The organism is Streptomyces sp. NPDC056734 (assembly GCF_042790455.1).
Lineage (GTDB): Bacteria > Actinomycetota > Actinomycetes > Streptomycetales > Streptomycetaceae > Streptomyces.
The window spans coordinates 52,810-78,702 of record NZ_JBHTZD010000031.1; the positions used below are offsets into that span (position 1 = coordinate 52,810).

Genomic DNA, 25,893 nt, shown 5'->3' on the forward strand with positions numbered 1-25,893 from the left:
GCACCCCCGGACCACCGCACCCGCCACACACCGAGGGCGAGCCCACCCGCACGCACGAGGCAGCCCCCAGCCTCAGCCCCTGCCTGTGTTCCCGCCGGGAACCCGCCCGCGCGCGCGGGACGGCCCCGGGGGACACCCGCGCCGGGCGGGGCCGTCCCGCTCAGCCCGTCAGCTCCGTCGCCGCCGTCCGGGTCTCCTGTCCCCGGTTACGGCTGGCCGCCTTCGCCGCCAGGGCCTTCACCGCCGTGTTGAACTGGACGATCGACGCCGGTTCGTCCGGACCGAGGAGGTAGCGCTTCAGGTCGCGCCGCTCCGCGGCCAGCGGGTCGGCCGCCGGGTCGCGTACCGCCGTGAGCAGTCCGCCCAGCTCGGCGGCGCTGTTGGAGAGGATGACGGCCGCGCGGACGGCGGTGTTCTGCCGCTTGAACTCCTCCGTGCCCAGCTCGGCGGAGTCCGTCACCGCGTACGGCTTGCCGCTGGCGATGAAGTCGGAGACGACCGAGGAGATGTCGGAGACCATCGCGTCGGAGACGTTGAAGCAGTCGTACAGACGCGGCTCGGCGTCCGTGATCACCTGGTGCTGCCAGGTGGAGAAGGAGCGCCAGTAGGCGTCGTTCCACTCGGTGCGCAGCCCGGCGATCTCCTGGAACCTGGCGAGGTCGGCGACCCCCTCGCGGGTGGCCTCGGCCTCGTCGCCGCCCTCGCCGCCGCCGGAGAGTTCGGCGAGCCGGGCCTCGATGCGGGTCAGCTCGGCGCGGGCGGCGGTTTCGGCGCCCGGGTCGGCGGTGAAGGCGGACCCGGCGGCGCGCTCCCCGGCGGCCTGCTGGACCAGCGCGATGATCCGCTGGTCGGCGGCCTTGGCGGCGGGGCTGCGGGTGCCGGTGAAGGGGTGCGGCTTGTACAGGACACGGACCGGCGGGTCGGCGGTGACCAGCGCGCGGACGATGTTCTCGCCGGCCAGCAGGAGGGAGGTGTTGCCGGGGCTGTCGTCCCAGCCCTCCCAGGTCGGCGCGTACAGCACGGTCGGTATCCGGTCCTCGGGGACGCCCTCCCAGGGCCGGATCGGCGCGAGCTGCGGGCGGCCCACCTCGGCGATGTCGTCGTCGCGGACGCCGACGTCGGCGATGGCGTAGCGGTCGCGGCCCGCGCGCCCGGCGGTCCACACCTCGTCGTACACCTTGCTGAACGGGTTGACGCTGGCCAGCTTGTCGCTGTCGCCGTGGCCGATGAAGACGTGCTTTATGGTGGGGACGCGCAGCAGGTGGATGTTCTTGCCGACGTTCGCCGCGTACAGCGCGACCCGTACGGTCGACAGGTCCAGGTTCATCAGATGGACCCCGCCGGGCACACAGACGACCGGGGCGGTGGTGGGCGCCATCCGCTCCAGTATGGCCCGCTCGCGCAGGAGGATCAGCGGCTTGGAGTCCAGCTGTTCCATGGTCTCCAGCCACATGTTGACCTGGTACGTCGACTCCTTGGAGCCGGAGAAGTAGAGCACGGTCTGCGGCCGGTAGCCGCGCAGCCAGTCGTCGACGGCGGCGAGTACGGTCTCCGCGCCGGGCGGTATTTTCCGGCCTCGCACATACGGGGCGAGCGCCAGGACGTAGGCGGCGCCCAGGCCGACCGTGAGGCCGATGCCGATGAAGCCGGCCACGGCCGAGTCGAGCGCCGCGGAGATCAGCACCCCGGTGACGGCGGCGAGGTCGAGGTGGAGCACCTTCTCGGCGGAGCGGTCCAGCAGCCACTGCGGCGGGGCGTCCGGGATCCGGATCCGGGCGCCCAGGTCGACGTTGCGGGTGGCGACCGGCATCCGGCGGCGGTTGCGGATCAGGGTGACCAGCGCGCCGTGCGGGGCCTGGAGGCCGTAGAAGGCGATGAAGGCGGCGACGGCGCCGTAGAACATCAGGTTGTCCGAGAGGGACACCCGGGCCAGCAGCAGCACCAGGAGCAGCTCGCGGATCAGGAAGCGGATCGACAGGCCCGCGCGCACCTTGCTCAGGCGGTTGATCAGATAGCTGCCTTTGCGGTGCAAATAGTGATCCGCGAGGTAGGTCACGGCCGCGGCGGCGGCGAAAACGGGGACGCTGGGTATGAGCGCGGCCAGCATGAGCACCGGAAAGCCGAGCATCATCAGCACGGCCGCGGCCAACTCGGCGGCGCTGCCCACCCGGGCGACGCGAATAGCGGTGGTTATCACGGAAACCTGCTCTGAGAGGGGTGCCCAGGGTGAGACTGCGCGGGCGCCGGCATAGTCTGTAAAATTCCTGAGAACTGCTTGAAAATTCGATGTAAAATTGTGGAATTCAAGGACTCAGGCCCTTGTGATTACTCGGCGAACCGGAACACACAAGGGCCTGAATGACAGAGGGCCAGGAGGTGGCGATTATGCCACGCCACCCTGGCGCCCCGGCGGTGCGGGCATACCGTCCTGACGGTCAGGCCACGCCGTCCTGACGGTCGAGCACGCCCGCCAGTGCCTGTTCGAAACCGGATGCCTCGCCCGCGCTCGCCGTCGGATCCTGCTGGCGGACGTCGATGACATGACCGGTAAGTTCGGACAGCAGCACGTCGAGCGACGTACGGGCGACGGCCTCGGAGGAGAGCAGGGTGCCGGTGGGCTCCTGGCCGAACGCCTTGGTGCGCATCGGGGTCGCCGTGCGCTCGGGGTTGATGCAGTTGACGCGGATGCCGTCGCCGGCCCACTCGTCGGACAGCGCCTGGGTGAGGTTGACCATGGCGGCTTTGGTGGAGGAGTAGAGGCTGTACTCGGCGCGGCCGCGGGTGTAGCTGCTGGAGGTGTAGAGCAGCAACTGGCCCTTGGTCTCCGCCAGATACTTGTAGGCGGAGCGGGCGATCTGCACCGGCGCCAGGTAGTTGACCTTCAGCGCCTCCTCGATGGTGGCGTTGTCGGTCTCGGCGAGCTTGCCTATGCGCAGCACGCCCGCGGTGTTGACCACGTAGTCGATCCGGCCGGTGTCGGCGTACGCCTTGGACAGCGCGTCGTCGATGTCCTCCGGGTTCTCCACGTGGGTGCCGGTGGTGGAGCGGCCCAGGGCGTAGACCGTGGCGCCGTAGGACCCGGCGAGGGTGCCGATGTCCTTGCCGATGCCGTAGGAGCCGCCGAAGACCACGACCGTCTTGCCGCCGAGCAGTTCGCCGTACGCCTCCTCGCCCTTCTGCTCCGGCGCGGCCGTGGAGCCGAGCTGGAACAGCTTGTCGGCGATGAAGACATCGACGGGCTGGGTGACCTTCATGTTGTACTCGTCGCCCGCGACCACGTGGATGGGGACATCGGGCAGGTACTTCAGCACGACCGTGCAGTCGTCCGTGGCCTGGAAGTTGGGGTCGCCCGCCGCCACTTCGTAGGCCCGCCTGATGGTGGACAGCTTGAACGCCTGCGGGGTCTGGCCCCGGCGCAGCCGGGAGCGGTCCGGGATCTCCGTGATGAACTCGCCGTCGTCGCCGTGGGTGCGCGTGACGATGATGGTGTCCGCGGACGGGATGGCGACGTCGACGGCCTGATAGCGCCCGAGCGCGCTCACGCAGTCGTCGATCACGCGGCGCGAGAGCAGCGGTCGTACGGCGTCGTGGAAGAGGACGTTGAGGTCCTCGCCGTCGGCCAGGCCGGCGCCCAGGGCGGCGATGGCGCGCTCCGTGGTCTCGTTGCGTGTGGCGCCGCCCTCGATGATCCGGGAGATCTTCCGGAATCCGGCCTTGGCGACGATCTTCTCCACATCGGGCACATATCCGGGTGTCATCAACACGATCACGTCGTCGATGGAATCGGTCTTCTCGAAGGTGGTCAGCGTGTGTTCGATGACTGCCTTGCCGGCGATCTTCAGCAGCTGCTTGGGAATGGACAGACCCACCCTCTGACCGGTCCCACCGGCCAGGATGACGGCGGTGGTACGGGGTTTGGCAATGTGCTGTGACACAGATGACCTACCTTGGGGCGACTGGGAGCTTGCAAATGCTCCCACTTATGGTTACCGCGATGCAAGGTGAGTGACCTCCGCCGCATATGCGCACGCAACCTCTCATTCACCTTTTGACGCTGGTGATGGACGAAAAGTTCCCTGTAAGGCCACTTCAGGGACCAGAATTGCTGTGAGTTACTCCACAGGCCAGAGGATGACACTGTGTGACATACGGGCGGACATGCGGGCGGTTCAGTACCGCCGCATCCGCTTCAGCGCCCGCCGCCCGATCACCTTCACCAGCTCTTTCGACGTGGTCTGGTGCAGCGTGCGCGTCTTGGCCGAATTGCTGTGGCGCACCGGCGCGCAGGCCGCCGCCGCTAGCGCCCCATACAGTGCCTGAGCTGCGACTTCGGGCGCGATCCTGGCCGTCGCCGGGCCCGGCTCATGGGGCTCGGCAGCGGACGTCGGCTCCGGTATCGCGGACAGGATCGCCGGGTCACCGATGATCCGTACGCCCGCGTCCGCGATCTTCCCGGTCATCTCGGCGGCGATCTCGCCCGCCCTGCGCACGGCCCAGTCCGGGGTGACGATCCGGGCGTCCTCGGCGGTCGGGCTGCACGCGTTCTTCATCTGCATGACCGCGCCGTGCCGGATCAGCCGGGAATACAGCTCCTCGGGGAGGCCATTGCCACGGAATTCCACATTGAGCTTCCGCAGCATTTCGGTCTCGGCGAGGGTGAGGGAACGATTCGCTGTGTCCGGGACGGGCTGGAGCAGGCGCTCCGGCAGCCCGAGCAGCGCCTCGACGGTCCGCAGCAGCCCGTCCCGGTCCCGGTCGTCGACCACGACGACGCTCATCCGCTCCGGCCCGACCGCCCGCGCCCACCGTGCCACCAGCTCGTCGTGCCGGTGCCGCTTCCAGAAGCTGGGGTTGGGCTTGTCGTACGGCGGCTTGCGCAGCATGTGCTCCAGCCAGTCCTCGTACCCCATCCGCAGCCCGTTCTGCACGTACTGCTGCCACTGCGAGGGCAGGATCCGGGCCAGCGGGCGCAGGGTGACCAGGATGTGCACCCGTTCACCGCCGAGCTGCTCGACGATCCGCCGGGTGGTGTCGTCGTCGGCCGCGTCGGCGAAGAACTCGCTGCTGAGCACCGAGGTCTGCGCCTTGGTGGCCCGCACCTGGGCGAGCAGCCGGGTCCACTGCCGGTCGGAGGGCACGGCGTCGCCCATCATCGCCGGGCGGGCGACGGCGGCGAGGGCCGCTTCCATGGGGTGCCTGCCCTGCGCCGGGAAGACCACGCCGTGCGCCGGCAGGGCCTGCTTGGCGGCGAACAGCGCGCCCTGGAGGGCGGTGGTCCCGGTTTTGTGCGGGCCGATGTGCAGCAGCCTGGTGCCGCCGGGGAGGGCGCGGGGCGGGCCGGGGGTCTGCCCGGGGGTCCGATCGGGGATCTGATGGGGGGTCTGACAATCCGTCTCCATGGTGAACGGACGGTAAACGGACTGCCTGAGAGAAGGCTGAGAGCACCCTGGGACGACGATAAGTCCGGGGACTCTCCCAGCGCCCTCGGCGTCCTGCGCGTCCTCGGCGCTCTCAGCCTGCTCGACATGCTCGCCGGCGCTCAGACCACCCGTACGCCGGGCCGTCCCGCGTCCACCCGCAGCCGGGCCAGCGTGCTCGGTGCGGCCGTCGGCCTCAGCACCGTGTCGACGACCCGCACCTGCGCGTCGATGCCGTCGCGGCGGATGTCGAAGAGGTGGTAGCCGCGATGGGCGTCGAGCAGCTTCCAGTGCGGATTGTCCGGGGTGCGCGGGTCCCACTCCTTGCGGAAGGCGGCCTGGTCCTGGTCACCGTTGGCGGAGATCGACGTACCGACGAACTCGGCGCCGACGACGGCCGAGTCGGGCCGCGCGTAGTCCTCCTTGAGGTCGCTGATCATCGTCAGATGGCGGTCGCCGGTGAGCACCACCGGGTTGCTGGTGCGCTGGAACTCCCGCATGAACAGATCGCGTTCGGCCTGGTAGCCGTCCCAGGCGTCGTAGAACCACTGCTTGCCCTCGCCGATCAGCAGATCGGTCTCGGCCATCATGATCTGCGAGGCGACCAGGTTCCAGCGGGCGGGCGAGTCACGCAACCCGCCGAGCAGCCAGTCCTTCTGCGCGGCGCCGAGCATGGTGAGCGCCGGGTTCTTCGCGCCGTCCTGGGTGGTGGCCTGGTCGCTGCGGTACTGCCGGGTGTCCAGCACATTCAGCCGGGCCAGCCGGCCGAACTCCAGCCGGCGGTACATCCGGATGTGCGGCCCGTCCGGGACGGCGCTCGCGCGCACCGGCATGTGCTCGTAGTACGCCTGGTAGGCGGCGGTGAGCCGGGACACGAACGCGTCGGGCGCCTGCTTGTCGGGGTCCTGCGGGATCTCCCCGGCGAAGTCGTTGTCGACCTCGTGGTCGTCGAAGGTGACGACGAAGGGCGCGCTCGCGTGCATCGCCGCGAGATCCGGGTCACTGCGGTACTGGGCGTACCGGTTGCGGTACTGGACGAGGCTGTACGGCTCCCCGCTCCCCTCGTGCCGGCGCACGGCGGTCGCCGACGGGGTGGACTCGTAGATGTAGTCACCCACGAACAGCACGACGTCCGGGTCCTGGCCGAGCATGTCGGCGTACGGGGTGAAGTACCCGTGCTGCCAGTTCTGGCAGGAGGCGAGGGCGACCCGGAGGCTGCCGCCGGAACTGGTACGGGCCGGTGCGGTACGGGTCCGGCCGGTGGGCGAGAGCTGTCCGCTCACCCGGAAGCGGTACCAATAGGCGCGGTCGGCGCGCAGTCCTCGTACATCCACGTGAACGCTGTGCCCGTACTCGGGCCGGGCCTGGGCCACGCCCCGGCGGACGCCCTTGCCGAACCGTGCGTCCTCGGCGATCTCCCACTCCACGGCCACCGTACGGTCGGGCATGCCGCCGCCGTTCAGCGGGTCCGGGGCGAGGCGGGTCCACAGCACCACGCCGTCGGGCAGGGGGTCACCGGAGGCGATGCCGAGGCTGAACACCCCGGCGGGCAGCGGGGTTTCGGCGGCTCTCGCGGCGGACGGCAGCCACAGCTGGGCGGAGGCGGCGGCGCCCATGACGGCGGCGGAAGCGGTCAGAAAGCGGCGTCGGTCGGACACTGCCGGTCCGGTCGCGTCGGTCATCGGAGGAACTCCCTTGCCCGTGTGGCCTTCTGGTCACTTCGGAAGCTCCCTGCCGGGGCGGTCGGTCCGCTGAACAGGATGATGCGCGGGCATGACAAGTGGAGGGACGGCGGGCAGATCCCGCACAGCAAGCGAATGGTTCGTTAAGGCAACGGGGCGGTGGGGTGGTCCGGGCGTGACCTTGGCGGGGGGCGGGCGGGGGCTTGGCGGGGGCCGGGGGTCCCCCGACGGGTCCAGGTGGGACCTTGGCGGGGCCGGGGGTGCCCCCGACGGGTCCAGGCGGGGCCTGACGGAGCCCAGGCATGCCCCCGACCGACCCACACGGGACCTGACGGAGCCCAGACGCGATCCGGACGGATCCAGGCAGGACCCCGACGAAGCCCAGGCATGCCCCCGACCGACCCACACCGGACCTGACGGAGCCCACGCGCGATCCGGACGGGTCCAGGCAGGACCCCGACGAAGCCCACGCATGCCCCCGACCGACCCACACAGAACCCCGACCGACCCCACGCCCGCCCCCGACCCACCCGGACAGCCAACAGCGGCCCCGACTCACCCCGAGTCAGGACCGCCGTAGAAGGGGAATAGTTCGCGTCGGCTAGAAGGGCTCGAAGCCCTCGAACTCCCGCTGGATCTCGTCCCGCTCCGCCTCGCGTTCGCGGCGCCGCTGGACCGCCGGGCGCAGCGCCTCCATCCGGTGGTCCTCACCGCGCCGGCCCAGCATCTCCGCACCGGCCATGACGGTCGGCTCCCAGTCGAAGACGACCGCGTTGTCCTCGGGCCCGATGGCCACGCCGTCGCCCGCGCGGGCGCCCGCCTTCATCAGCTCCTGCTCGACCCCGAGGCGGCCCAGCCGGTCGGCGAGATAGCCGACGGCCTCGTCATTGCTGAAGTCGGTCTGCCGCACCCAGCGCTCGGGCTTCTCGCCGCGCACCCGGAACAGGCCCTCGTCCTCGCGGACCACCGTGAACCCGGTGTCGTCCACCGCCTTGGGCCGGATGACGATCCGGGTCGCCTCCTCACGCGGCCGGTCGGCGCGCGCCTGCGCCACCACCTCGGCCAGCGCGTACGACAGCTCCTTGAGCCCCATGTGGGCCACGGCCGACACCGCGAAGACACGGTAGCCGCGCGCCTCCAGATCGGGGCGGACCATCTCGGCGAGATCCTTGCCGTCCGGGACGTCGATCTTGTTGAGGACGACCATCCGCGGCCGGTCGCCGAGCCCGCCGTACTGCCGCAGCTCCTCCTCGATGATGTCGAGGTCGGAGAGGGGGTCGCGGTCGGACTCCAGGGTCGCGGTGTCCAGCACATGCACCAGCACACTGCACCGCTCCACATGGCGCAGGAACTCCAGGCCCAGCCCCTTGCCCTGGCTGGCGCCCGGGATCAGCCCGGGTACGTCGGCGATGGTGTAGACGGTGGTACCTGCGGTCACCACACCCAGGTTCGGGACCAGCGTGGTGAAGGGGTAGTCGGCGATCTTCGGCTTGGCCGCGCTGAGCACGGAGATCAGCGAGGACTTCCCGGCGCTCGGGTAGCCGACCAGCGCCACATCGGCGACGGTCTTCAGCTCCAGCACCACATCGTGCAGATCGCCGGGCTCGCCGAGCAGCGCGAAGCCGGGTGCCTTGCGGCGGGCGGAGGCCAGGGCCGCGTTGCCGAGCCCGCCCCGGCCGCCCTGCGCGGCGACGAAGGACGTACCGTGCCCGACCAGGTCGGCGACGACATTGCCCGCCCTGTCCAGCACGACGGTGCCGTCCGGGACGGGCAGGACCAGGTCCTGGCCGTCCTTGCCGGAGCGGTTGCCGCCCTCGCCGGGTTTGCCGTTGGTGGCCTTGCGGTGCGGGGAGTGGTGGTAGTCGAGCAACGTGGTGACGGACTGGTCGACGGTGAGGATCACATCGCCGCCGCGCCCTCCGTTGCCGCCGTCCGGGCCGCCGAGCGGCTTGAACTTCTCCCGGTGAACGGAGGCACAGCCGTGGCCTCCGCTACCCGCGGCGACATGCAGTTCGACGCGGTCCACGAAGGTGGTCATGGTTCAGTGCCTCCAGAAAGTACGGGTCATGCGGAAAATGCGGGTGGTACCCGGGTCAACACGCGAAAGGCGGACCCGCCTTCCCGCCCGGGAAGTGAGGTCCGCCTCGCGAAAGCTGTGGAGAGCTTCGGTCGACTCGCTCGGGTCAGCCGACCGGAACGATGTTCACGACCTTGCGCCCACGGTGGGTACCGAACTCCACCGCACCGGCCTGGAGCGCGAACAGCGTGTCGTCGCCGCCGCGGCCGACGCCGGAGCCCGGGTGGAAGTGGGTGCCGCGCTGACGGACCAGGATCTCACCCGCGTTGACGACCTGACCGCCGAAGCGCTTCACGCCGAGCCGCTGGGCATTGGAGTCGCGACCGTTCCGGGTGGACGATGCGCCCTTCTTGTGTGCCATGTCTCCTCAGTCCCTTACTTCGCAGCCGCGGGGATCTCGGTCACCTTGATCGCCGTGTACTGCTGGCGGTGGCCCTGCCGACGACGGTAACCGGTCTTGTTCTTGTAGCGCAGAATGTCGATCTTCTGGCCCTTGTGGTGGTCCACGACCTCGGCCTGGACCTTGATACCGGCCAGCACCCACGGGTCGCTGGTCACGGCCTCGCCGTCGACAACGAGCAGGGTAGAGAGCTCTACCGTGTCGCCAACCTTGGCGGTGGGAATCTTGTCAACCTCGACGGTGTCGCCGACAGCAACCTTGTGCTGGCGGCCACCGCTGCGCACGATGGCGTACACGCGGATCTCACTCTCTCGTTGGGGACCGGCACCCCCGCAGTCCAGCCGCCCGGGAGACGAGCGGCCTCTCCGGAACACCTGACGCAGAACACCGTGACGTCCGGCTTCCGGAGGAAGAGGTTTACGGGGATGTGGCACGTCCATATCCAGGGACACACCGACGGTCAAGGTTACGGGGAGCCTCAGGGCTGGTCAAACCGAGGCCGCGCCCCGGCTCCCGCCCTGGTCAGGAGGGCCCCAGCCCCGCCCGGTACGCCACACACTCCTCGTACGACGGCAGCAGGCCACGCTCACGGGCCTCGGCCAGGGTCGGGGCCCCCCGGTCCTTCTCCGACAGCAGCGGGGTCACGTCCGCGGGCCAGTCGATGCCGAGGGCCGGGTCGAGCGGGTGGATGCCGTGCTCGCGCTCGGGGGCGTATCCCTCGGAGCAGAGATAGACCACGGTGGCGTCGTCGGTGAGCGCCATGAAGGCGTGGCCGAGGCCCTCGGAGAGATAGACGGCGTGGTGGTCCCGGTCGTCCAGGCGGACCACCTCCGACGCGCCGAAGGTGGGCGAGCCGGTGCGGATGTCCACGATCACGTCGAGCACCGCGCCGCGCACGCACTTCACATACTTGGCCTGCCCCGGCGGCACGTCCGCGAAGTGGACGCCGCGCAGGGTGCCCCGGCTGGAGACGGACATGTTCGCCTGGGCGAGGGTGAGGGGGTGGCCGGCCGCCTCGGTGAACAGGGGTGCCTTGAACCACTCGTGGAAGCTGCCCCGGCCGTCGGGGAAGACCTTCGGCTCATACACCCAGGAGCCGGAAATCGAAAGGGGTCGCATCGGGGGTCCTCGGGTCGTCTGCTTGCTCGGTCAGTCGTGTACGCCGCTCAGGCCGGGCGGCGCCTGCCGGTGGGGTGGGCGGGGCACCCCACCGGTCTGGGCGGGGCACCCGGTCTGAGTGAGGCACCCGCCGATCTAGGCGGCCGGCACCCGCTCCCCCGTCCGGCTCAGCGCTCGCGCGGCTCGCCGGTCAGGGTCGGAGTCCGCCGTCCGCCGATCCGGCTCAGCGCTTGCGTTGCTTGCCGGTCAAGGGTCGGCGTCCCCGGCAATCCCGTCCGGCTCAGCGCCTGCACACTCTGCCGGTCAAGAATCGCCGTACGCCGCCATCCCGTCCAGACCAGCGCTCGCGCGACCCGCCGGACAAGGGCCGACGTCCCCGGCAATCCCATCCGGCTCAGCGCCTACGCACTCCGCCGGTCAAAGATCGCCGTACGCCGCCCCTCCGTCCAGACCAGCGCTCGCGCGACCCGCCCGCGTGCGTGGCCATCCCGCCCAGACCAGCGCCCGCGCCACCCCCCGCTCAAAAATCGGCGAGCCCCGCCGGCGCATCCGCCTCAGCGTTTGGGCCGTCCGCCCGTCACCGCGCGCCTGACGCGGCCCGCCACCCTGCGCCACAGCGGCCGGGGGGCCTGCTGCTGGGACGCGGACGTGGGGCCGGGCCTGTCCGACGGGGTGTGCCGGTCGATCACGCGGGCGCGGCCCCCCGCGTCGACGACCACGTCGACCGGGAGCCGGGTCCAGCGGGGCTCGCCGCGGTCGGCGGACGGTATGCCGACCCGGACCGCCCAGCGCATGCCGGTGAGCCGTGCCAGCGGCAGTACGGCGCTCACCGTACGGCCGTCGGTGACCGCGTCGGCCGGGTACTTGCCCACGTGCTTGCGCTCGAAGCGCAGCCGCACCGGATCGCCGTCCGGGGCGGCCAGATGCAGCGGCAGCGGAAGGCGGACGGTGCCGTCGTCGACCTCACCGGCCACCGGGTCCAGCACCGCCACGGCCTCGCGCTCCAGCTTGCCGGTGTGCTGGTCGACGTCGAGGGAGAGATTGCCCGGCCCGTCGGTCCAGTACGGCAGCACCAGCCGGCGCGGCACACCGGTGAGCGCGGGCAGCCGTCCCCTCTCCACGTCCTCGTCACGCACGGCGCCGAGCCGGGTCTCCTTGCTCCAGCCGCAGGACTTGATGCGCAGGTGCAGATCCCAGATGCCCTTGGCGAGCGGCCCGCCCGCGGCGGCGGTCTCCGGGTCCAGCACGGCACGCGCGGTGATCCGCTGCCGGAACGAGCCGTCGTCCCCGGCGTCGATCCGGTGCCGCTCGCTGCGCAGCGGAAGGTAGTACTGGGTGGCCTCCTCGCGGTGCCGGACCACCAGGTCGACGTCACTGCGGTCCACCGGCGCCGTCAGATCGACGCCCTGCTCCGCCAGCGCCTCGCGGGCGGCCTCGGACAGCGGCAGCCCGAGCAGGTCGCGCTCGCCGTCGAGGCCGTACGTCATCGGGGCGCCGGCGACCTCGTACTCGGCGCTGAAACCGATGGCCAGCGAGCCGTTCTCCCAGGTCAGGGAGGTCAGCCGGCCGGTGGGTCGGATGCCGGCCTCCCATGCGGCGAGGGCGCGGACATCGGCGTAGCGGTCGGCGGCGACCAGGGCCGCCACCACGCGCTGGGTGGGGGCGACGCGGGCGAGGACGCCCGGGCCGAAGCGCTCGGTGATCACCGCGCGGATCTCGCGGTACAGCTCCTCCGCGTAGTCCTCGGGCAGCTTCAGCAGCCGGTCGCCGCGCAGCCGCTCGACCATCTCGTTGCGCAGCCAGCGGCTGTAGAGCTTGTCGCGCAGCGGGCCGGGCTCGGTGAGGTTCTCGACCACGTCGAGGGCCTCGCGGAGGTTGCCGAAGTAGCCCGCCGGGTCGAAGCGCTGGAAGCCGGCGTTGGAGCCGTCGTCGCGGGTGATGTGGTAGTAGCAGACGTAGTCGCTGAGGACGGCGACGCTCTTGGCCCGCAGATAAGCCTCGGCGACGAAGACATGGTCCTCCAGCCGCCGCCTGCCCTCCTTGAACCGCATGCCGTGCTCGGCCAGGAACTCCCGGCGGAACATCTTGTGCGGGGTGAGGCTGTCGATCAGCGGCGCGTTCTCCACGGTGGCCCGGGGCCGGTTGACGCGGAACAGCTCCTGCGGGACCGGGCGCCCGATGCCGGCCATCTTGCCGATGACGACATCGGCGTCGTGGGCCGTGCCGTAGTCGTACATCCGCTCAAGGGCCTCGTCGCCGAGCCAGTCGTCGTGGTCGGCGAACATCACGTATTCGCCGCGCGCCGCGTCGGTGCCGGTGTTGCGGGGGCGGCCGGACCAGCCGGAGGACTCCTGGTGGATGACGTGGAAGTGCGGGTGCTCGGCGGCCAGTCGATCGAGGCGGGCCGGGGTGTCGTCGGTGGAGCCGTCGTTGACGAAGAAGACCTCGAACTCGTCCGGGGTCAGGCTCTGCCGCAGCAGGCCGGTGATGCAGTCCTCGATGTATTTGCCGGGGTTGTAGACCGCGATGACGACACTGACCTTGACCGTCACGCCGGATTCTCCTTCGTCTGGACCGGGTTCGGCTGGATCTGCTGGGTCGCACGATTATCGTGAATATCGTGAACATCGCGGATGTCGTGGATGTCAGGGAACGCCTCGGCGAGCGCCGCGCGCCAGTCGCGCAGCGGCGGGACACCGGCCGCGCGGAAGCGGTCATGACCGAGCACGCTGTACGCGGGCCGGGGCGCGGGGCGTACGAACGCCTCGCTGGTGGTGGGGCGGACCCGGCCGGGGTCGGTGCCGAGCAGCCGGAAGATCTCCCGGGTGAAGCCGTACCAGGTGGTCTCGCCGGAGCTGGTGCCGTGGTAGATCCCGGCGGGGGCGGTGCCGGCCAGGGCGCTGCGGCCCAGGGTGTGCAGCAGGGCGGCCAGGTCGGCGCTCCAGGTGGGCTGGCCGCGCTGGTCGTCCACCACATCGACGGTGTCGCGCTCACCGGCCAGGCGGATCATCGTACGGACGAAGTTGGGGCCGCCCGCGCCGTACAGCCAGGCCGTGCGGATCACATAGCCGTGCTCGGGGAGGGTTTTGAGGACCGCCTGCTCGCCGGCCAGTTTGGTACGGCCGTAGGCGCTGCGCGGGGCGGTGGGGGCGTCCTCGGGGTACGGGGCGGTGGCGTCGCCCGCGAAGACGTAGTCGGTGGAGAGGTGGAGCAGGACGGCGCCGGTGGCGGCGCAGGCGGCGGCCAGGTGGGCGGGGCCGTCGCCGTTGACGCGCAGGGCGTCGGACTCGCGGGTCTCGGCGTCGTCCACGGCGGTGAAGGCGGCGCAGTTGACGACGACGGCCGGGCGGTGGGCCTGAAGGGCGCGCAGCACGGCGTCCGGGTCGGTGAGGTCGAGCGCGGCGCGGTCCAGGGCGATGAAGGATTCGCCCTCGGCGGTCAGCCTGGCCAGGACGTCCCGGCCCAGCATGCCGCCGGCGCCGGTGACCAGCCAGGGGCGGTTCTCGCTCACAGCGCGGCCCGCTCCTTCAGCGGCTCCCACCAGGAGCGGTTCTCGCGGTACCAGCGGACCGTCTCCGCGAGACCGTCCGCGAAGTTCTTCCTGGGCGTGTAGCCCAGTTCCTCGCGGATCTTGGCGCAGTCGACGGAGTAGCGGCGGTCGTGGCCCTTGCGGTCCTCGACGTACTCGACGCTGGTGTCCCAGTCGGCGCCGCACGCCGCGAGGAGCAGTTCGGTGAGCTGCCGGTTGGACAGTTCGGTGCCGCCGCCGATGTTGTAGACCTCGCCCGCGCGGCCCTTGGTGCGGACCAGCTCGATGCCCTGGACATGGTCGTCGATGTGCAGCCAGTCACGGACGTTGCCGCCGTCGCCGTACAGCGGGACCTTCCTGCCGTCGAGGAGGTTGGTCACGAAGAGCGGGATGACCTTCTCGGGGAAGTGGTGGTGGCCGTAGTTGTTGGAGCAGCGGGTGACGCGGACGTCCAGGCCGTGGGTGCGGTGGTAGGACAGCGCGATCAGGTCGCTGGACGCCTTGGCCGAGGAATACGGCGAGTTGGGCTCCAGCGGGTGGGTCTCCGGCCAGGAGCCCTCGTCGATCGAGCCGTACACCTCGTCGGTGGAGATGTGCACGAAGGTCTCGATGCCGGCCCGGTGGGCGGCGTCGATCAGGGTGTGGGTGCCGACCACATTGGTGCGGACGAATTCGGCGCCGCCGTCGATCGAGCGGTCCACGTGCGACTCGGCCGCGAAGTGCACCACCTGGTCGTGCCCGTCCATCAGCTTGCCGACCAGCTCGGGGTCGCAGATGTCGCCCTGCACGAAGGCGAAGCCGGGGTGCTCGCGCACCTCGTCCAGGTTGGCCGGGTTGCCCGCGTAGGTCAGCTTGTCGAGCACGGTGACCTCGACATCACCGGGGCCGTCCGGGCCCAGCAGGGTGCGGACATAGTGCGAGCCGATGAAACCGGCGCCCCCGGTGACCAGGACGCGGGTCGGGCGGGAGAGCGGAGGTATCACCGCGGGAGGTGTCGTCGCGGGAGGTGTCATGAAGAGATCTGCACCTTGCTGTGATCACCGAGCACGAGCCGGTGGGCCGACGGGTGGCGGGGAGCGGGCGTGACCTCGACGTCGCGCCCGATGAGCGAGGCCTCCACCCGGCGGACGCCGGTCACCGACGAGCCGCGCAGCACGATGGAGTACTCGATTTCGCTGTCCTCGATCCGGCAGTCCTCGGAGATCGAGGTGAAGGGGCCGATATAGGCGTCGCTGACCACCGAGTTGGCGCCGATGATCGCGGGGCCGACGATCCGGCTGCCGCTGACCTTCGCCCCGGCCTCGATGCGCACCCGGCCGATGATCTCGCTGGCCGCGTCGACCGTGCCGTCGTTCAGCGGCTGCACGCTCTCCAGGACCGAGCGGTTGACCTCCAGCATGTCGGTGACATTGCCGGTGTCCTTCCAGTATCCGGAGATGGTGGTGGAGCGGACCTTGCGCTCGGCGTCTATCAGCCACTGGATGGCGTGGGTGATCTCCAGTTCGCCGCGCCAGGACGGCTTGATGGACCGCACGGCCTCGTGTATCGCCGGGGTGAACAAATACACGCCGACGAGAGCGAGATCGCTCTTGGGCCGCTGCGGCTTCTCCTCCAGGGCCACCACCCGCCCCTCGGTGTCGAGTTCCGCGACGCCGAAGGCGGTGGGGTTGGGGACCTTGGTCAGCAAGATCTGCGCGTCGGGACGGTCGTCGCGGAACTCGTCCACCAGGGCGGTGATGCCGCCCACGATGAAGTTGTCGCCGAGGTACATGACGAAGTCGTCGTCGGCGAGGAAGTCCTGGGCGATCAGCACGGCGTGGGCGAGGCCCAGCGGGGCGTCCTGCGGGATGTAGGTGACCTCGACGCCGAACCGGGAGCCGTCGCCCACCGCTTCGCGGATCTCCTCGGCGGTGTCGCCGACGACGATCCCCACCTCGGTGATCCCGGCGTCCGCGATCGCCTCAAGGCCGTAGAAGAGGACGGGCTTGTTGGCCACCGGCACCAGTTGCTTGGCCGAGGTGTGGGTGATCGGGCGGAGGCGGGTGCCCGCTCCCCCGGAGAGCACGAGAGCCTTCACGAACACACCCCTACCACCACAGGAAACCCCATTGGTCGCGGGAAAATCGCAGACCAAAAGTCTCCGTTTCCCCTTAATTCACCGACTGTCTGTTCCCACATCATAACCATGTCACTCCTTCACGGATTCGCCTGTCATTCACAGGTTGCGGACAGCGATCCGGATAGTGATCCAGATAGCCGCGGATAGTGATCCGGATAACGATCCAGATGGGAACCACGCGGTGAACCGGATAGTGACGAGGCGATGAACCGGGCGATGAACCAGGCGATGAACCAGGTGGTCAACCGGATAGTGATCCAGGTGTGATCCGCGCGGTGAGCCCGGGCGAAGATCACGGCGAGTGCGGCCCGGGGTACGCGGACGGCCCGCCCGGTGTGCACCGGACGGGCCGTCAACTGCCTTGCGCGGCAGGCTGATCGGCGGGATCAGTCCTCCGTGGTGGCGGACACCGAGGACAGCGTCTGCTCCGCCGCCGCGGTCTTCTTGGCCGCCGTCTTCTTGGTCGCCGCCTTCTTCGCCGGCACCTTCTTCGCGACGGTCTTCTTGGCCGTGGTCTTCTTCGCGGCCGTCTTCTTGGTGGCGGTGGTGGCGGCCTTCTTGGCGGTCGCCTTCTTCGCCGTCTTACGGGCGGCCGCCTTCTTGACCGGGGCCGCCGACTCGCCTTCGGCGTCATCGCCGGTGGACGCCTCATCGCCGGACAACCGCTCGCCGGGGGCCTGGTCTCCCGATGCCTCGGGCGCCTGGTCGCCGGATGCCTCCTGGGCCGGGCCCGATGGGACGACCACGACGGCCGTGTCCTCGGACGCGGTCGGCGCGGTGGCCTTGCGGACGGCACGGCGACGGGGGCGGGCGGGGGCGGCGTCGGTGTCGGCGGGGGCCTCGGCCGCCGGGACCGACACGGGCTCCGCCGCTTCCACCGATGCCGTCGCCTGTGTCGGCTCCGCCGCGGCCACGGGTGCGGCCGGTTCGGTCACCGTGACGACGGCCGCCTCGGCGCCCTCGGGCGCCCCGGCCGGTGCGGACACCCTGCGGGTGGCCCGGCGACGCGTACGCCCCTTGGGCGCGGCCTCCTCGACGGGAGCAGTGGCCGCCTCCTCCACAGAAGCGGCGGAAGTGGCAGCAGCGACGGGCTCGGCAGACGCCTCCGCGACGGCAGGCGCCTCGACGGCGGGCGGCGCCTCGACCACCGGGTCCTCCACGGCCACCGGCTCCGCGTGCACCTCGGCGGCGGCCCTCGGCCGGGACCGCCGTACGTCCCCGTCCCCGTCCCCGTCCTCAGCGCGCGCCGGTACGACGGACTCGGCGACCGGAGCGGCAGACCTGGCGGCCTCGCCCCTCGGAGCGCCCGCCGGAGCCGAGGCCCGGCGGCTGGCCCGGCGCCGGGAACGGCCCCGGCCGGCCGCGGCCTCCGCCTCGGCGACGCTGCTGTACAGCTCCTCGTCGGGCTCGAACGCGGGCGACGAGAGCGCGACCGGAGCGGCGGCCTCGGCGGCCACCTCCGCCTCGGTCTCGGTCTCGGCCGGCGCCGACGGCTGCACCAGCTCGTGGTCGTGCTCGTGCTCCGGCGTCTCCGCCCCGCCACGCCCGCGCTTCTTGCGCTTGCCGCCACCACCGGCGGCGGTCGCCTGGTCCATGTGGACGATGACACCGCGTCCGTTGCAGTGCACGCAGGTCTCGGAGAAGGACTCCAGCAGGCCCTGGCCGACCCGCTTGCGGGTCATCTGGACCAGACCCAGCGAGGTCACCTCGGCGACCTGGTGCTTCGTACGGTCCCGGCCCAGGCACTCCAGCAGGCGCCGCAGCACCAGGTCCCGGTTGGACTCCAGCACCATGTCGATGAAGTCGATGACGACGATGCCGCCCAGGTCGCGCAGCCGCAGCTGGCGCACGATCTCCTCGGCCGCCTCCAGGTTGTTCCTGGTCACGGTCTCTTCGAGGTTGCCGCCCTGGCCGGTGAACTTGCCGGTGTTGACATCGACCACGACCATGGCCTCGGTCTTGTCGATCACCAGCGAGCCACCGCTCGGCAGCCACACCTTGCGGTCCAGCGCCTTGGCGAGCTGCTCGTCGATCCGGTACGTGGCGAAGACGTCGACCTCGGAGGTCCACTTCTTGAGCCGGTCGGTGAGATCCGGCGCCACGTGCGCGACATAGCCGTGCACGGTCTGCCAGGCCTCGTCACCGCTGACGATGACCTTGGAGAAGTCCTCGTTGAAGATGTCCCGCACGACCCGGACGGTCATGTCCGGCTCGCCGTACAGCAGCGTCGGGGCGTTGCCGCTCTTGGCCTTCTTCTGGATATCCGACCACTGCGCCTGGAGCCGCTCGACGTCCCGGCGCAGCTCGTCCTCGCTCGCCCCCTCGGCGGCGGTGCGCACGATGACGCCCGCGTCCTCGGGGACGATCTTCTTGAGGATGGTCTTCAGCCGGGCCCGCTCGGTGTCGGGCAGCTTGCGGCTGATACCGGTCATCGAGCCCTCGGGCACGTACACCAGATAGCGGCCGGGCAGCGAGACCTGGCTGGTCAGCCGGGCGCCCTTGTGCCCGATCGGGTCCTTGGTGACCTGCACGAGGACCGACTGGCCGGACTTCAGCGCGGACTCGATGCGCCGCGGCCCATGGGCCATCCCCAGCGCCTCGAAGTTGACCTCGCCCGCGTACAGCACGGCGTTGCGGCCCTTGCCGATGTCGATGAAGGCGGCCTCCATCGACGGCAGCACGTTCTGCACCTTGCCGAGGTAGACATTGCCGACGTACGACGTCGACTGCTCCTTGTTGACGTAGTGCTCGACGAGCACGTTGTCCTCAAGGACGCCGATCTGCGTACGGTCGCCGTTCTGCCGGACGACCATCACACGCTCGACGGCCTCCCGGCGGGCCAGGAACTCGGCCTCGGTGATGATCGGCACCCGGCGGCGGCCCTGCTCACGGCCCTCACGGCGGCGCTGCTTCTTGGCCTCCAGACGGGTCGAGCCCTTGATGGACTGCACCTCGTCGGACGGCTCGCGCTCACTCTGCTTGCGCGGCTCACGGACCTTGACGACCGTGCGCTCCGGGTCGTCCTCGGACTGCTCGCCGTCACCGGAACCGTCACCGGCCCGGCGGCGACGGCGCCTGCGGCGACGGCTTCCGGCGGTCGAGCCCCCGGCCTCCTCGCCGCGCTCGGCGTCGTCGCCGTCCTCGGCGTCCTCGTCGGCCTGCTCGGCGGTGTCCTCGGCGTCCTGCGCGGCCTGCTCGGCGGCGGTGTCGTCGCCCTCGCCGTCCGCGGCCTCACCGCGGCGCCGGCGACGGCCACCACGGCGCCGGCGGCGGCGCGAGCCGGTCTCCTCGGCGTCGTCGCCGTCGTCGGAGTCATCGGCCTGCTCGGCGGCGTCCTCGGTGTCCGCGGCCGGCTCGGGCTCCTCCGCGACCGGCGCCTGCGCGCGGGCCTCGGTCTCCTCCGCGAAGGCCGCGCCCTTGCGCCTGCGGCGGCGCCGCGAGCCGGCGGGCTCCTCCGCGAACTCCGGCGCCTCGGCGGTCTGCTCGGCCGTCTCCTCGGCGGGCTCCTCCTCCGCCGCCTCCGCGGCGGCCTCGGCAGCCGCCCGCTCGGGCGTCTGGAACCTCGGCTCGGTGAACACCGGCGCCTGGAACACGGCGACAGCGGGCCGCGCCGGGCGACGCGGCGCGTCGGCCTCGTCCTGCGTCGCGGGCGCGGTCCGGGTGGCGGTCCGCCCGGATGCCTGGGCGGACGCCTCGACGGGCGGCGCGGCGAATCCGGTGGCGGCCTTGCGCGCCACCCTGCGCCGGCCACGACGCGGGGTGTCGCCGTCGGCCTCGGTCTCGGGGACCTGCTCGGACACGGGTGCCTTCTTCACGGCGCCGGGCGCCTGCTCGGGGGCGGCGGACTCGGCGACGGCCGGGGCCTCGGTCCCGGTCCGCTCCGGTACGGCGGTCTGCGCTGCGGCGGTCTCCGGTACGGCGGTCTCCGCGACCGGCGTGGACACCTTGCGGGTGGCCCGGCGGCGCGTGCGGCGCGGGGCGGTCTCCTCGGTGCCGTTGAGGCTCTCGTCGGCGACGGACGCCTCGGGGGCGGCCTGCGTGGCCTGGGGGGCCTGCGCGGACTCGGTCACCTCGGCGGCGGCCACCGGCTCGGGCGTAGCGGCGGGCGCGGACACCCGGCGGGTGGCCCGGCGCCGGGCGCGCGGGGCGGGCTCCTCGACGGCGGCGTCCGCCACCGGGGCGGCCTCGGCGACCGGCGCGGCGGCGGGCACCACGGTCCCGGCGCTCTCGGTACCGGCACGCTCGGGGGCCTCGGAAGGCGCCCCGGCGGGCGCGGAGGCACGCCGTACGGCACGGCGGCGCGTACGGGGGGCGGGCGCGGGCGCTTCGGCCTCGCCGCTCACCGCCGCCTCTTCGGCCGCGTCGGCCTCTTCGTCAACGGCGTCGACGGCGATGTCAGCTCTGACGGAGCCATCGGCAGTGTCGGCGATGTCACTGTCCTGGCCGGCCGATGCGACGGCCGGGGCGGTCACGTCCACCGGTGTCCCGGTCGGGTCGGTCGGGTCGGTCGGCGGTCCCGCCGGCCGGGACGCGGCCCTGCGCCGACGACGCGGCGGCAGGGTGTCACTGGGGGTGTTGTCGGCGGAGTCGGTGGACTCCGGGGATTCGGTCGGTTCGAGCATGCGGGCGTTTCTCCCGTCAGGCTCCCGGGCGCCGCGCATGGTCCGGCGGGAAGGCCGGTGACGTCCGCGGCTCGCGCGGTGCGCGTGGGCCGCCGTCCGGGGCGCGGGCGCCGCACGGGAGCTCTCTGTGTCTTGTGTCTCGCCGGTTCCGCACGCCTTGTCGCGTACGGCCTGGCGAAAGTCTTCTGGTCGGTGCGCTGCCCGACCCAGGTGGCTCCCGAGTACGAGGGCGGCGCTTTCGGCGTTCGTCCTACGCGGGACCTTCCCTAAGCGGGTGCCGTCGCGGCGGCGGTCGGGGCGGCCGAAGTGAGGGCCGCATCCGCCTCGCGGTCGGGCGCGAGCGGGTCGGTCACCGTACCGGTCTCTTCATCGAACAGCCCCTGCGCCAGCCTGGTCACCGCTGCGGGGACCGGCGGCGCCAGGTCGGCCACGGCGCGGAGACCGGACAGGACGTCGTCGGGTCGAACGGCAGGCGTCACGTGCCGAACAACCAGCCGCAGTATCGCACAGGGCCGGTCGGTCGGCCTATCAGCGGGCGAACCCGGTGTGGCCGCGCGGTCGCCGTCCCCGCCGTTTCCGGCGTCTCGGGCAGGCACGAAGCCGCTCCCGGCGTTCGTGTCGAACGAGTCGAACGTGTCCGACGTGTCCGATGTCTCCAAGGTAACGGCTTCGGCGGCGGTCAGGCTCGCCACGGCCGGGCGGGCGTCGAACGTCCGCATGCCGTTCTTGGTCAGACGCTGCACCTCGACGCTCTCCGCCGCGTTGAAGGCGGCGACCGCGCGGGCGGCGTCCAGGGGTGCCACGCCGTCCAGCCGCAGCTCCCACACGGAGGCGGTGAGCCGGTCGGCGAGCCCGGGGGTACGGGCCTCGACGGCATCGATGATGTCGAGCCCGGGGGGCAGCGACTCGTCGAGGAGGGCGCGCAGCCGCTGCGGGTCACGCGGCGCGGTGAGCGCGATCTCCAGATACTCCGCCTCACTGCCCGTGCCGGTGGGTGCGGCATTGGCGTACGACACCTTGGGATGCGGCGTGAACCCGGCCGAGTAGGCCATCGGCACAGCGGCGCGACGCAGCGCGCGCTCAAAGGCGCGCTGGAAGTCTCGGTGGCTGGTGAACCTCAGGCGGCCACGCTTGGTGTAGCGCAGTCGGATGCGCTGCACCGCGGGAACAGGCGGCGGGCCTTCGGGCTGTCGCTTCCCCAGTGTCTCAATCCTTCGTGAGTGCGGTCGTACTGCTACCAAGAGTACGTGTCTCAGGGCCCGAGGGTTCCCGCCGGCGACCGGAAGGGTCCGACAGCCCACCGGAAGAGCCCACCGGACCACCGGAGGGCCCCTGCGGACGACCGAAAGAGCCGGCCGGATCCCCGGAGGAACCCTGCGGACGGCCGAAGGAGCCCTCCGAACCCCCGGAGGCACCCTGCGGACCACCGGAAGGCTCCGGCAGCCGACCGGAGGAACCAGCCGCCGGACCACCGGAGGAGCCCGGCACACGGCCGGAGGAGCCCGGCAGGCGGCCGGAGGAGCCCGGCAGGCGGCCGGAAGCCTCCCGCCGGGCCACCGCTTCCCTCCCCCGGGGCTCGCCGAAGACCATCCGCCGGAAGTCGGCGCGGGCCTGCCGTGCGGTCTCCCGGGCGGAGGCGAGCGCCCGCCGGGTGCCCCGGCCGACGGCCCGCGCGGCCTCGGCGGCGGGCCGCAGCACGGTGTCCCGCACGCCATGTCCGACCGGGGTCAGCACCGTGCGGTACATCCAGCGCACCGGCTCCACGAAGAGCCGCCGGAACACGCGGGCGAGGAAACGCCCCACGGCGAGCGAGATCCGCCCGGCGACCCGCCAGGCGTGCCCGAGCGCCGCCCCGGCCTCCCGTCCGAGCACGGCCAGGACCCGCCCGACGGGCGCGAGCACCCACCGCCACAGGGCCCGCGCGGGCAGCACGACCAGCACCTTGGCGATCCAGTACACCCCGACGTCGATCGCCGTCACGATCCGGGACAGCACCCACAGGCCCCCCTTGCCGCACCAGGCGAGGAAGTGCCCGATCGGCGTGAGCACCCAGGTGTGGACCCACAGGGCGGGTACGACGAGGAGATACCGCCCGAGCCAGGCCATCCCGCGCCCGACCCAGCGCGCCCCGGCCCACACTCCACGCCCGGCCCAGGAGACCCCCGCCCACAGACCACGCCCCACCCACGCGAAGCCCCGCCCGACCGGCGTAAGGACATGCCGGTACAGCCACACCGACGGGACGACGAGAAGCACGTTCCCGAGCCACCCCAGCGCGCGGCCGAGGGGCACCAGGGCATACCGCCACAGGGCGACCCACGGCCAGATGAACAGGGCCCGCCCGACGGGCCGCAGGACGGTGCCGTACAGAAAGCGTCCGGAGACGACGAGCGCGTCCCACACCATCCGCACGGGCAGGACGAGCACGAGCACGACGATCCGCACGGGAAGCCGGATCGCCACGACGAGACACCCTTCGGAACCCCCGGGACGTCCGGGTCCCTCGGGTCGCTCGGGTCCCTCGGGTCGCTCAGCCTGTTCCCGCTCCCGAGCAGGCCGTTTCTCCAGATCCATACCTGGTCAGACGCAAGGATCTGCTGCCCGGATCCGGCCACGATGTCCTTACTCGGTATCAATGGCGTCTCGAACACCTCGATCACTCGAAGCGCTCGCGCGCAGGGCCGCCGGCAGGGCAGTGCGCGCGCCGCCGCCGAGCACACCGGCCGCTCGGCGAGCCACAGGATGCGGCGCGCGTCCGCGAAACGCCGGCGAGCTGATCGAGACCCGAAACGCCCGGCCCTGGTCGGTGGACCCGCTGGCCCGTTCCCCGACGACCCGCTGCCCGGATCCCGGCGTCAGCCGCCCGGAGCCGAATTCGTCACGGTCAGCGGCAGCAGCTTCTTGCCCGTGGGGCCGACTTGAATATGAGTGTCGAGCGCGGGACACACCCCGCAGTCGAAGCACGGAGTCCACCGGCAGTCCTCGACCTCCGTCTCGTCGAGGGCGTCCTGCCAGTCCTCCCAGAGCCAGTCCTTGTCCAGGCCGGAGTCGAGGTGGTCCCAGGGGAGGACCTCCTCGTAGGAGCGCTCGCGGGTGGTGTACCAGTCGACGTCCACGCCGAAGGGGGCGAGCGCCTTGTCGGCGCAGTGCATCCAGCGGTCGTAGGAGAAGTGCTCGCGCCAGCCGTCGAACCGGCCGCCGTCCTCGTAGACCGCGCGGATGGCCGCGCCCAGGCGGCGGTCGCCGCGGGAGAGGAGGCCCTCGACGATACCGGGCTTGCCGTCGTGGTAGCGGAAGCCGATGGAGCGGCCGTACTTCTTGTCGCCGCGGATCTTGTCGCGGAGCTTTTCGAGGCGCGCGTCCGTCTCCTGGGCCGACAGCTGCGGTGCCCACTGGAAGGGGGTGTGCGGCTTGGGGACGAACCCGCCGATCGAGACCGTGCAGCGGATGTCGCCGGAGCCGGAGACCTCGCGGCCCTTGGCGATGACGTTCATGGCCATGTCGGCGATCTGGAGGACGTCGTCGTCGGTCTCCGTCGGCAGGCCGCACATGAAGTACAGCTTCACCTGGCGCCAGCCGTTGCCGTAGGCCGTGGCCACGGTCCGGATCAGGTCCTCCTCCGAGACCATCTTGTTGATGACCTTGCGCAGGCGTTCCGACCCGCCCTCGGGGGCGAAGGTCAGGCCCGAACGGCGGCCGTTCCTCGTCAGTTCGTTCGCCAGGTCGACGTTGAAGGCGTCCACGCGGGTCGACGGGAGGGACAGACCGACCTTGTCCTCCGTGTAGCGGTCCGCGAGGCCCTTCGCGATCTCACCGATCTCGGAGTGGTCGGCGGAGGAGAGGGAGAGCAGGCCGACCTCCTCGAAGCCGGTCGCCTTCAAGCCCTTGTCGACCATCTCGCCGATGCCGGTGATCGAGCGTTCACGGACCGGGCGGGTGATCATGCCGGCCTGGCAGAAGCGGCAGCCGCGTGTGCAGCCGCGGAAGATCTCCACCGACATGCGCTCATGGACCGTCTCGGCGAGCGGCACCAGCGGCTGCTTGGGGTAGGGCCACTCGTCCAGGTCCATGACGGTGTGCTTGGAGATCCGCCACGGCACGCCGGAACGATTCGGTACGACCCGGCTGATCCGGCCGTCCGGCAGATACTCCACGTCGTAGAAGCGCGGGATGTACACGGCGCCGGTCTTCGCCAGGCGCAGCAGCACCTCGTCCCGGCCGCCGGGGCGGCCCTCGGCCTTCCACTCCCGGATGATCTTCGTCATGTCCAGCACGGCCTGCTCGCCGTCGCCGATGACCGCCGCGTCGATGAAGTCGGCGATCGGCTCCGGATTGAACGCCGCGTGCCCGCCCGCCAGCACGATGGGGTGGTCGACCGTACGGTCCGCCGCCGCCAGGGGGACGTCCGCGAGGTCCAGCGCGGTCAGCAGGTTGGTGTAGCCCAACTCGGTGGAGAAGGACACACCGAGGACGTCGAACGCCTTCACCGGGCGGTGCCCGTCCACCGTGAACTGCGGCACCCGGTGCTCCCGCATCAGCGCCTCCAGATCCGGCCACACGCTGTAGGTGCGCTCGGCGAGGACGCCCTCCTGTTCGTTCAGCACCTCGTAGAGGATCATGACGCCCTGGTTGGGCAGACCGACCTCGTACGCGTCCGGGTACATGAGCGCCCAGCGGACGTCGCAGGAGTCCCAGTCCTTCACGGTGGAGTTCAGCTCGCCACCGACGTACTGGATCGGCTTCTGCACATGCGGGAGCAGAGCTTCGAGCTGCGGGAAAACCGACTCGGCAGACATCGCGGGACCTTCGTGAGGCTGACGGGGGTGATCCTCCAGCCTAGCGCGGCCGGGCGGCCTGCTCGTACGCCGTACGGCATCGGCCGCCCCGCACACGGGTGCCTTCCTCGGCTGTCGCACGTGTACATGACC

16 protein-coding genes are annotated in these 25,893 nt (G+C 71.3%); all 16 read right to left on the reverse strand.

Annotation, left to right across the window (positions count from 1 at the left end; translation table 11 throughout):
• Positions 1-160 precede the first annotated feature (160 nt).
• Positions 161-2,197, reverse strand: a complete 2,037-nt coding sequence (locus ACFRFC_RS33840; RefSeq protein ID WP_382688941.1) for a hypothetical protein — start codon at positions 2,195-2,197, stop codon at positions 161-163.
• Positions 2,198-2,435: 238 nt separating this feature from the next.
• On the reverse strand, positions 2,436-3,935 hold the full coding sequence (locus tag ACFRFC_RS33845; RefSeq protein ID WP_382688938.1) for an SDR family NAD(P)-dependent oxidoreductase: 1,500 nt from the start codon (positions 3,933-3,935) through the stop codon (positions 2,436-2,438).
• A 234-nt stretch (positions 3,936-4,169) separates the two neighbouring features.
• The gene (locus ACFRFC_RS33850) at positions 4,170-5,399 is read right to left on the reverse strand and encodes a hypothetical protein (protein WP_382688935.1); all 1,230 of its coding nucleotides are present in this window, start codon (positions 5,397-5,399) and stop codon (positions 4,170-4,172) included.
• A 140-nt stretch (positions 5,400-5,539) separates the two neighbouring features.
• The gene (locus ACFRFC_RS33855; RefSeq protein ID WP_383112679.1) at positions 5,540-7,099 is read right to left on the reverse strand and encodes an alkaline phosphatase D family protein; all 1,560 of its coding nucleotides are present in this window, start codon (positions 7,097-7,099) and stop codon (positions 5,540-5,542) included.
• Positions 7,100-7,700: 601 nt separating this feature from the next.
• Positions 7,701-9,137: a GTPase ObgE gene (gene obgE, locus ACFRFC_RS33860; RefSeq protein WP_382688929.1), complete on the reverse strand. Its 1,437-nt coding sequence runs from the start codon at positions 9,135-9,137 to the stop codon at positions 7,701-7,703.
• A gap of 145 nt (positions 9,138-9,282) precedes the next feature.
• Positions 9,283-9,537: a 50S ribosomal protein L27 gene (gene rpmA / locus ACFRFC_RS33865; protein ID WP_362760071.1), complete on the reverse strand. Its 255-nt coding sequence runs from the start codon at positions 9,535-9,537 to the stop codon at positions 9,283-9,285.
• A 14-nt stretch (positions 9,538-9,551) separates the two neighbouring features.
• Positions 9,552-9,872, reverse strand: a complete 321-nt coding sequence (rplU, locus tag ACFRFC_RS33870) for a 50S ribosomal protein L21 (protein WP_382688925.1) — start codon at positions 9,870-9,872, stop codon at positions 9,552-9,554.
• Between the two features lie 226 nt (positions 9,873-10,098).
• Positions 10,099-10,695: a dTDP-4-dehydrorhamnose 3,5-epimerase gene (rfbC, locus tag ACFRFC_RS33875; RefSeq protein ID WP_382688921.1), complete on the reverse strand. Its 597-nt coding sequence runs from the start codon at positions 10,693-10,695 to the stop codon at positions 10,099-10,101.
• Positions 10,696-11,249: 554 nt separating this feature from the next.
• Complete coding sequence (locus tag ACFRFC_RS33880) at positions 11,250-13,247, reverse strand: glycosyltransferase family 2 protein (protein ID WP_382688918.1); 1,998 nt, start codon at positions 13,245-13,247, stop codon at positions 11,250-11,252.
• The gene (rfbD, locus tag ACFRFC_RS33885) at positions 13,244-14,206 is read right to left on the reverse strand and encodes a dTDP-4-dehydrorhamnose reductase (protein WP_382688915.1); all 963 of its coding nucleotides are present in this window, start codon (positions 14,204-14,206) and stop codon (positions 13,244-13,246) included. Before rfbD ends, ACFRFC_RS33880 begins: the two co-directional genes overlap by 4 nt.
• The gene (gene rfbB, locus ACFRFC_RS33890; RefSeq protein ID WP_382688912.1) at positions 14,203-15,237 is read right to left on the reverse strand and encodes a dTDP-glucose 4,6-dehydratase; all 1,035 of its coding nucleotides are present in this window, start codon (positions 15,235-15,237) and stop codon (positions 14,203-14,205) included. The genes rfbD and rfbB overlap by 4 nt, the downstream gene beginning before the upstream one ends.
• Entirely contained in the window at positions 15,234-16,301 is a 1,068-nt protein-coding gene (locus ACFRFC_RS33895) for a glucose-1-phosphate thymidylyltransferase (RefSeq protein ID WP_382688909.1), read from the reverse strand. The genes rfbB and ACFRFC_RS33895 overlap by 4 nt, the downstream gene beginning before the upstream one ends.
• A 428-nt stretch (positions 16,302-16,729) precedes the next feature.
• A complete protein-coding gene (locus ACFRFC_RS33900; protein WP_382688906.1) occupies positions 16,730-20,965 on the reverse strand; it encodes an Rne/Rng family ribonuclease in 4,236 nt (1,411 codons plus the stop codon).
• 266 nt (positions 20,966-21,231) lie between these two features.
• Positions 21,232-22,125: a TIGR03936 family radical SAM-associated protein gene (locus tag ACFRFC_RS33905; protein ID WP_382688903.1), complete on the reverse strand. Its 894-nt coding sequence runs from the start codon at positions 22,123-22,125 to the stop codon at positions 21,232-21,234.
• A 46-nt stretch (positions 22,126-22,171) separates the two neighbouring features.
• Positions 22,172-23,428 (reverse strand): hypothetical protein, encoded by a 1,257-nt coding sequence (locus ACFRFC_RS33910; RefSeq protein ID WP_382688900.1) that lies wholly within the window; start codon positions 23,426-23,428, stop codon positions 22,172-22,174.
• Positions 23,429-23,820: 392 nt separating this feature from the next.
• Complete coding sequence (locus ACFRFC_RS33915; protein WP_382688897.1) at positions 23,821-25,761, reverse strand: TIGR03960 family B12-binding radical SAM protein; 1,941 nt, start codon at positions 25,759-25,761, stop codon at positions 23,821-23,823.
• Positions 25,762-25,893 lie beyond the last annotated feature (132 nt).

Coding starts and splice junctions, on each gene's coding strand:
- ACFRFC_RS33850 (WP_382688935.1), bottom strand. CDS start 5,399: ATGGAGACGGATTGTCAGACCCCCCATCAGATCCCCGATCGGACCCCC.
- ACFRFC_RS33855 (WP_383112679.1), bottom strand. CDS start 7,099: ATGACCGACGCGACCGGACCGGCAGTGTCCGACCGACGCCGCTTTCTG.
- obgE (WP_382688929.1), bottom strand. CDS start 9,137: ATGACCACCTTCGTGGACCGCGTCGAACTGCATGTCGCCGCGGGTAGC.
- rpmA (WP_362760071.1), bottom strand. CDS start 9,537: ATGGCACACAAGAAGGGCGCATCGTCCACCCGGAACGGTCGCGACTCC.
- rfbC (WP_382688921.1), bottom strand. CDS start 10,695: ATGCGACCCCTTTCGATTTCCGGCTCCTGGGTGTATGAGCCGAAGGTC.
- rfbB (WP_382688912.1), bottom strand. CDS start 15,237: ATGACACCTCCCGCGACGACACCTCCCGCGGTGATACCTCCGCTCTCC.
- ACFRFC_RS33900 (WP_382688906.1), bottom strand. CDS start 20,965: ATGCTCGAACCGACCGAATCCCCGGAGTCCACCGACTCCGCCGACAAC.
- ACFRFC_RS33915 (WP_382688897.1), bottom strand. CDS start 25,761: ATGTCTGCCGAGTCGGTTTTCCCGCAGCTCGAAGCTCTGCTCCCGCAT.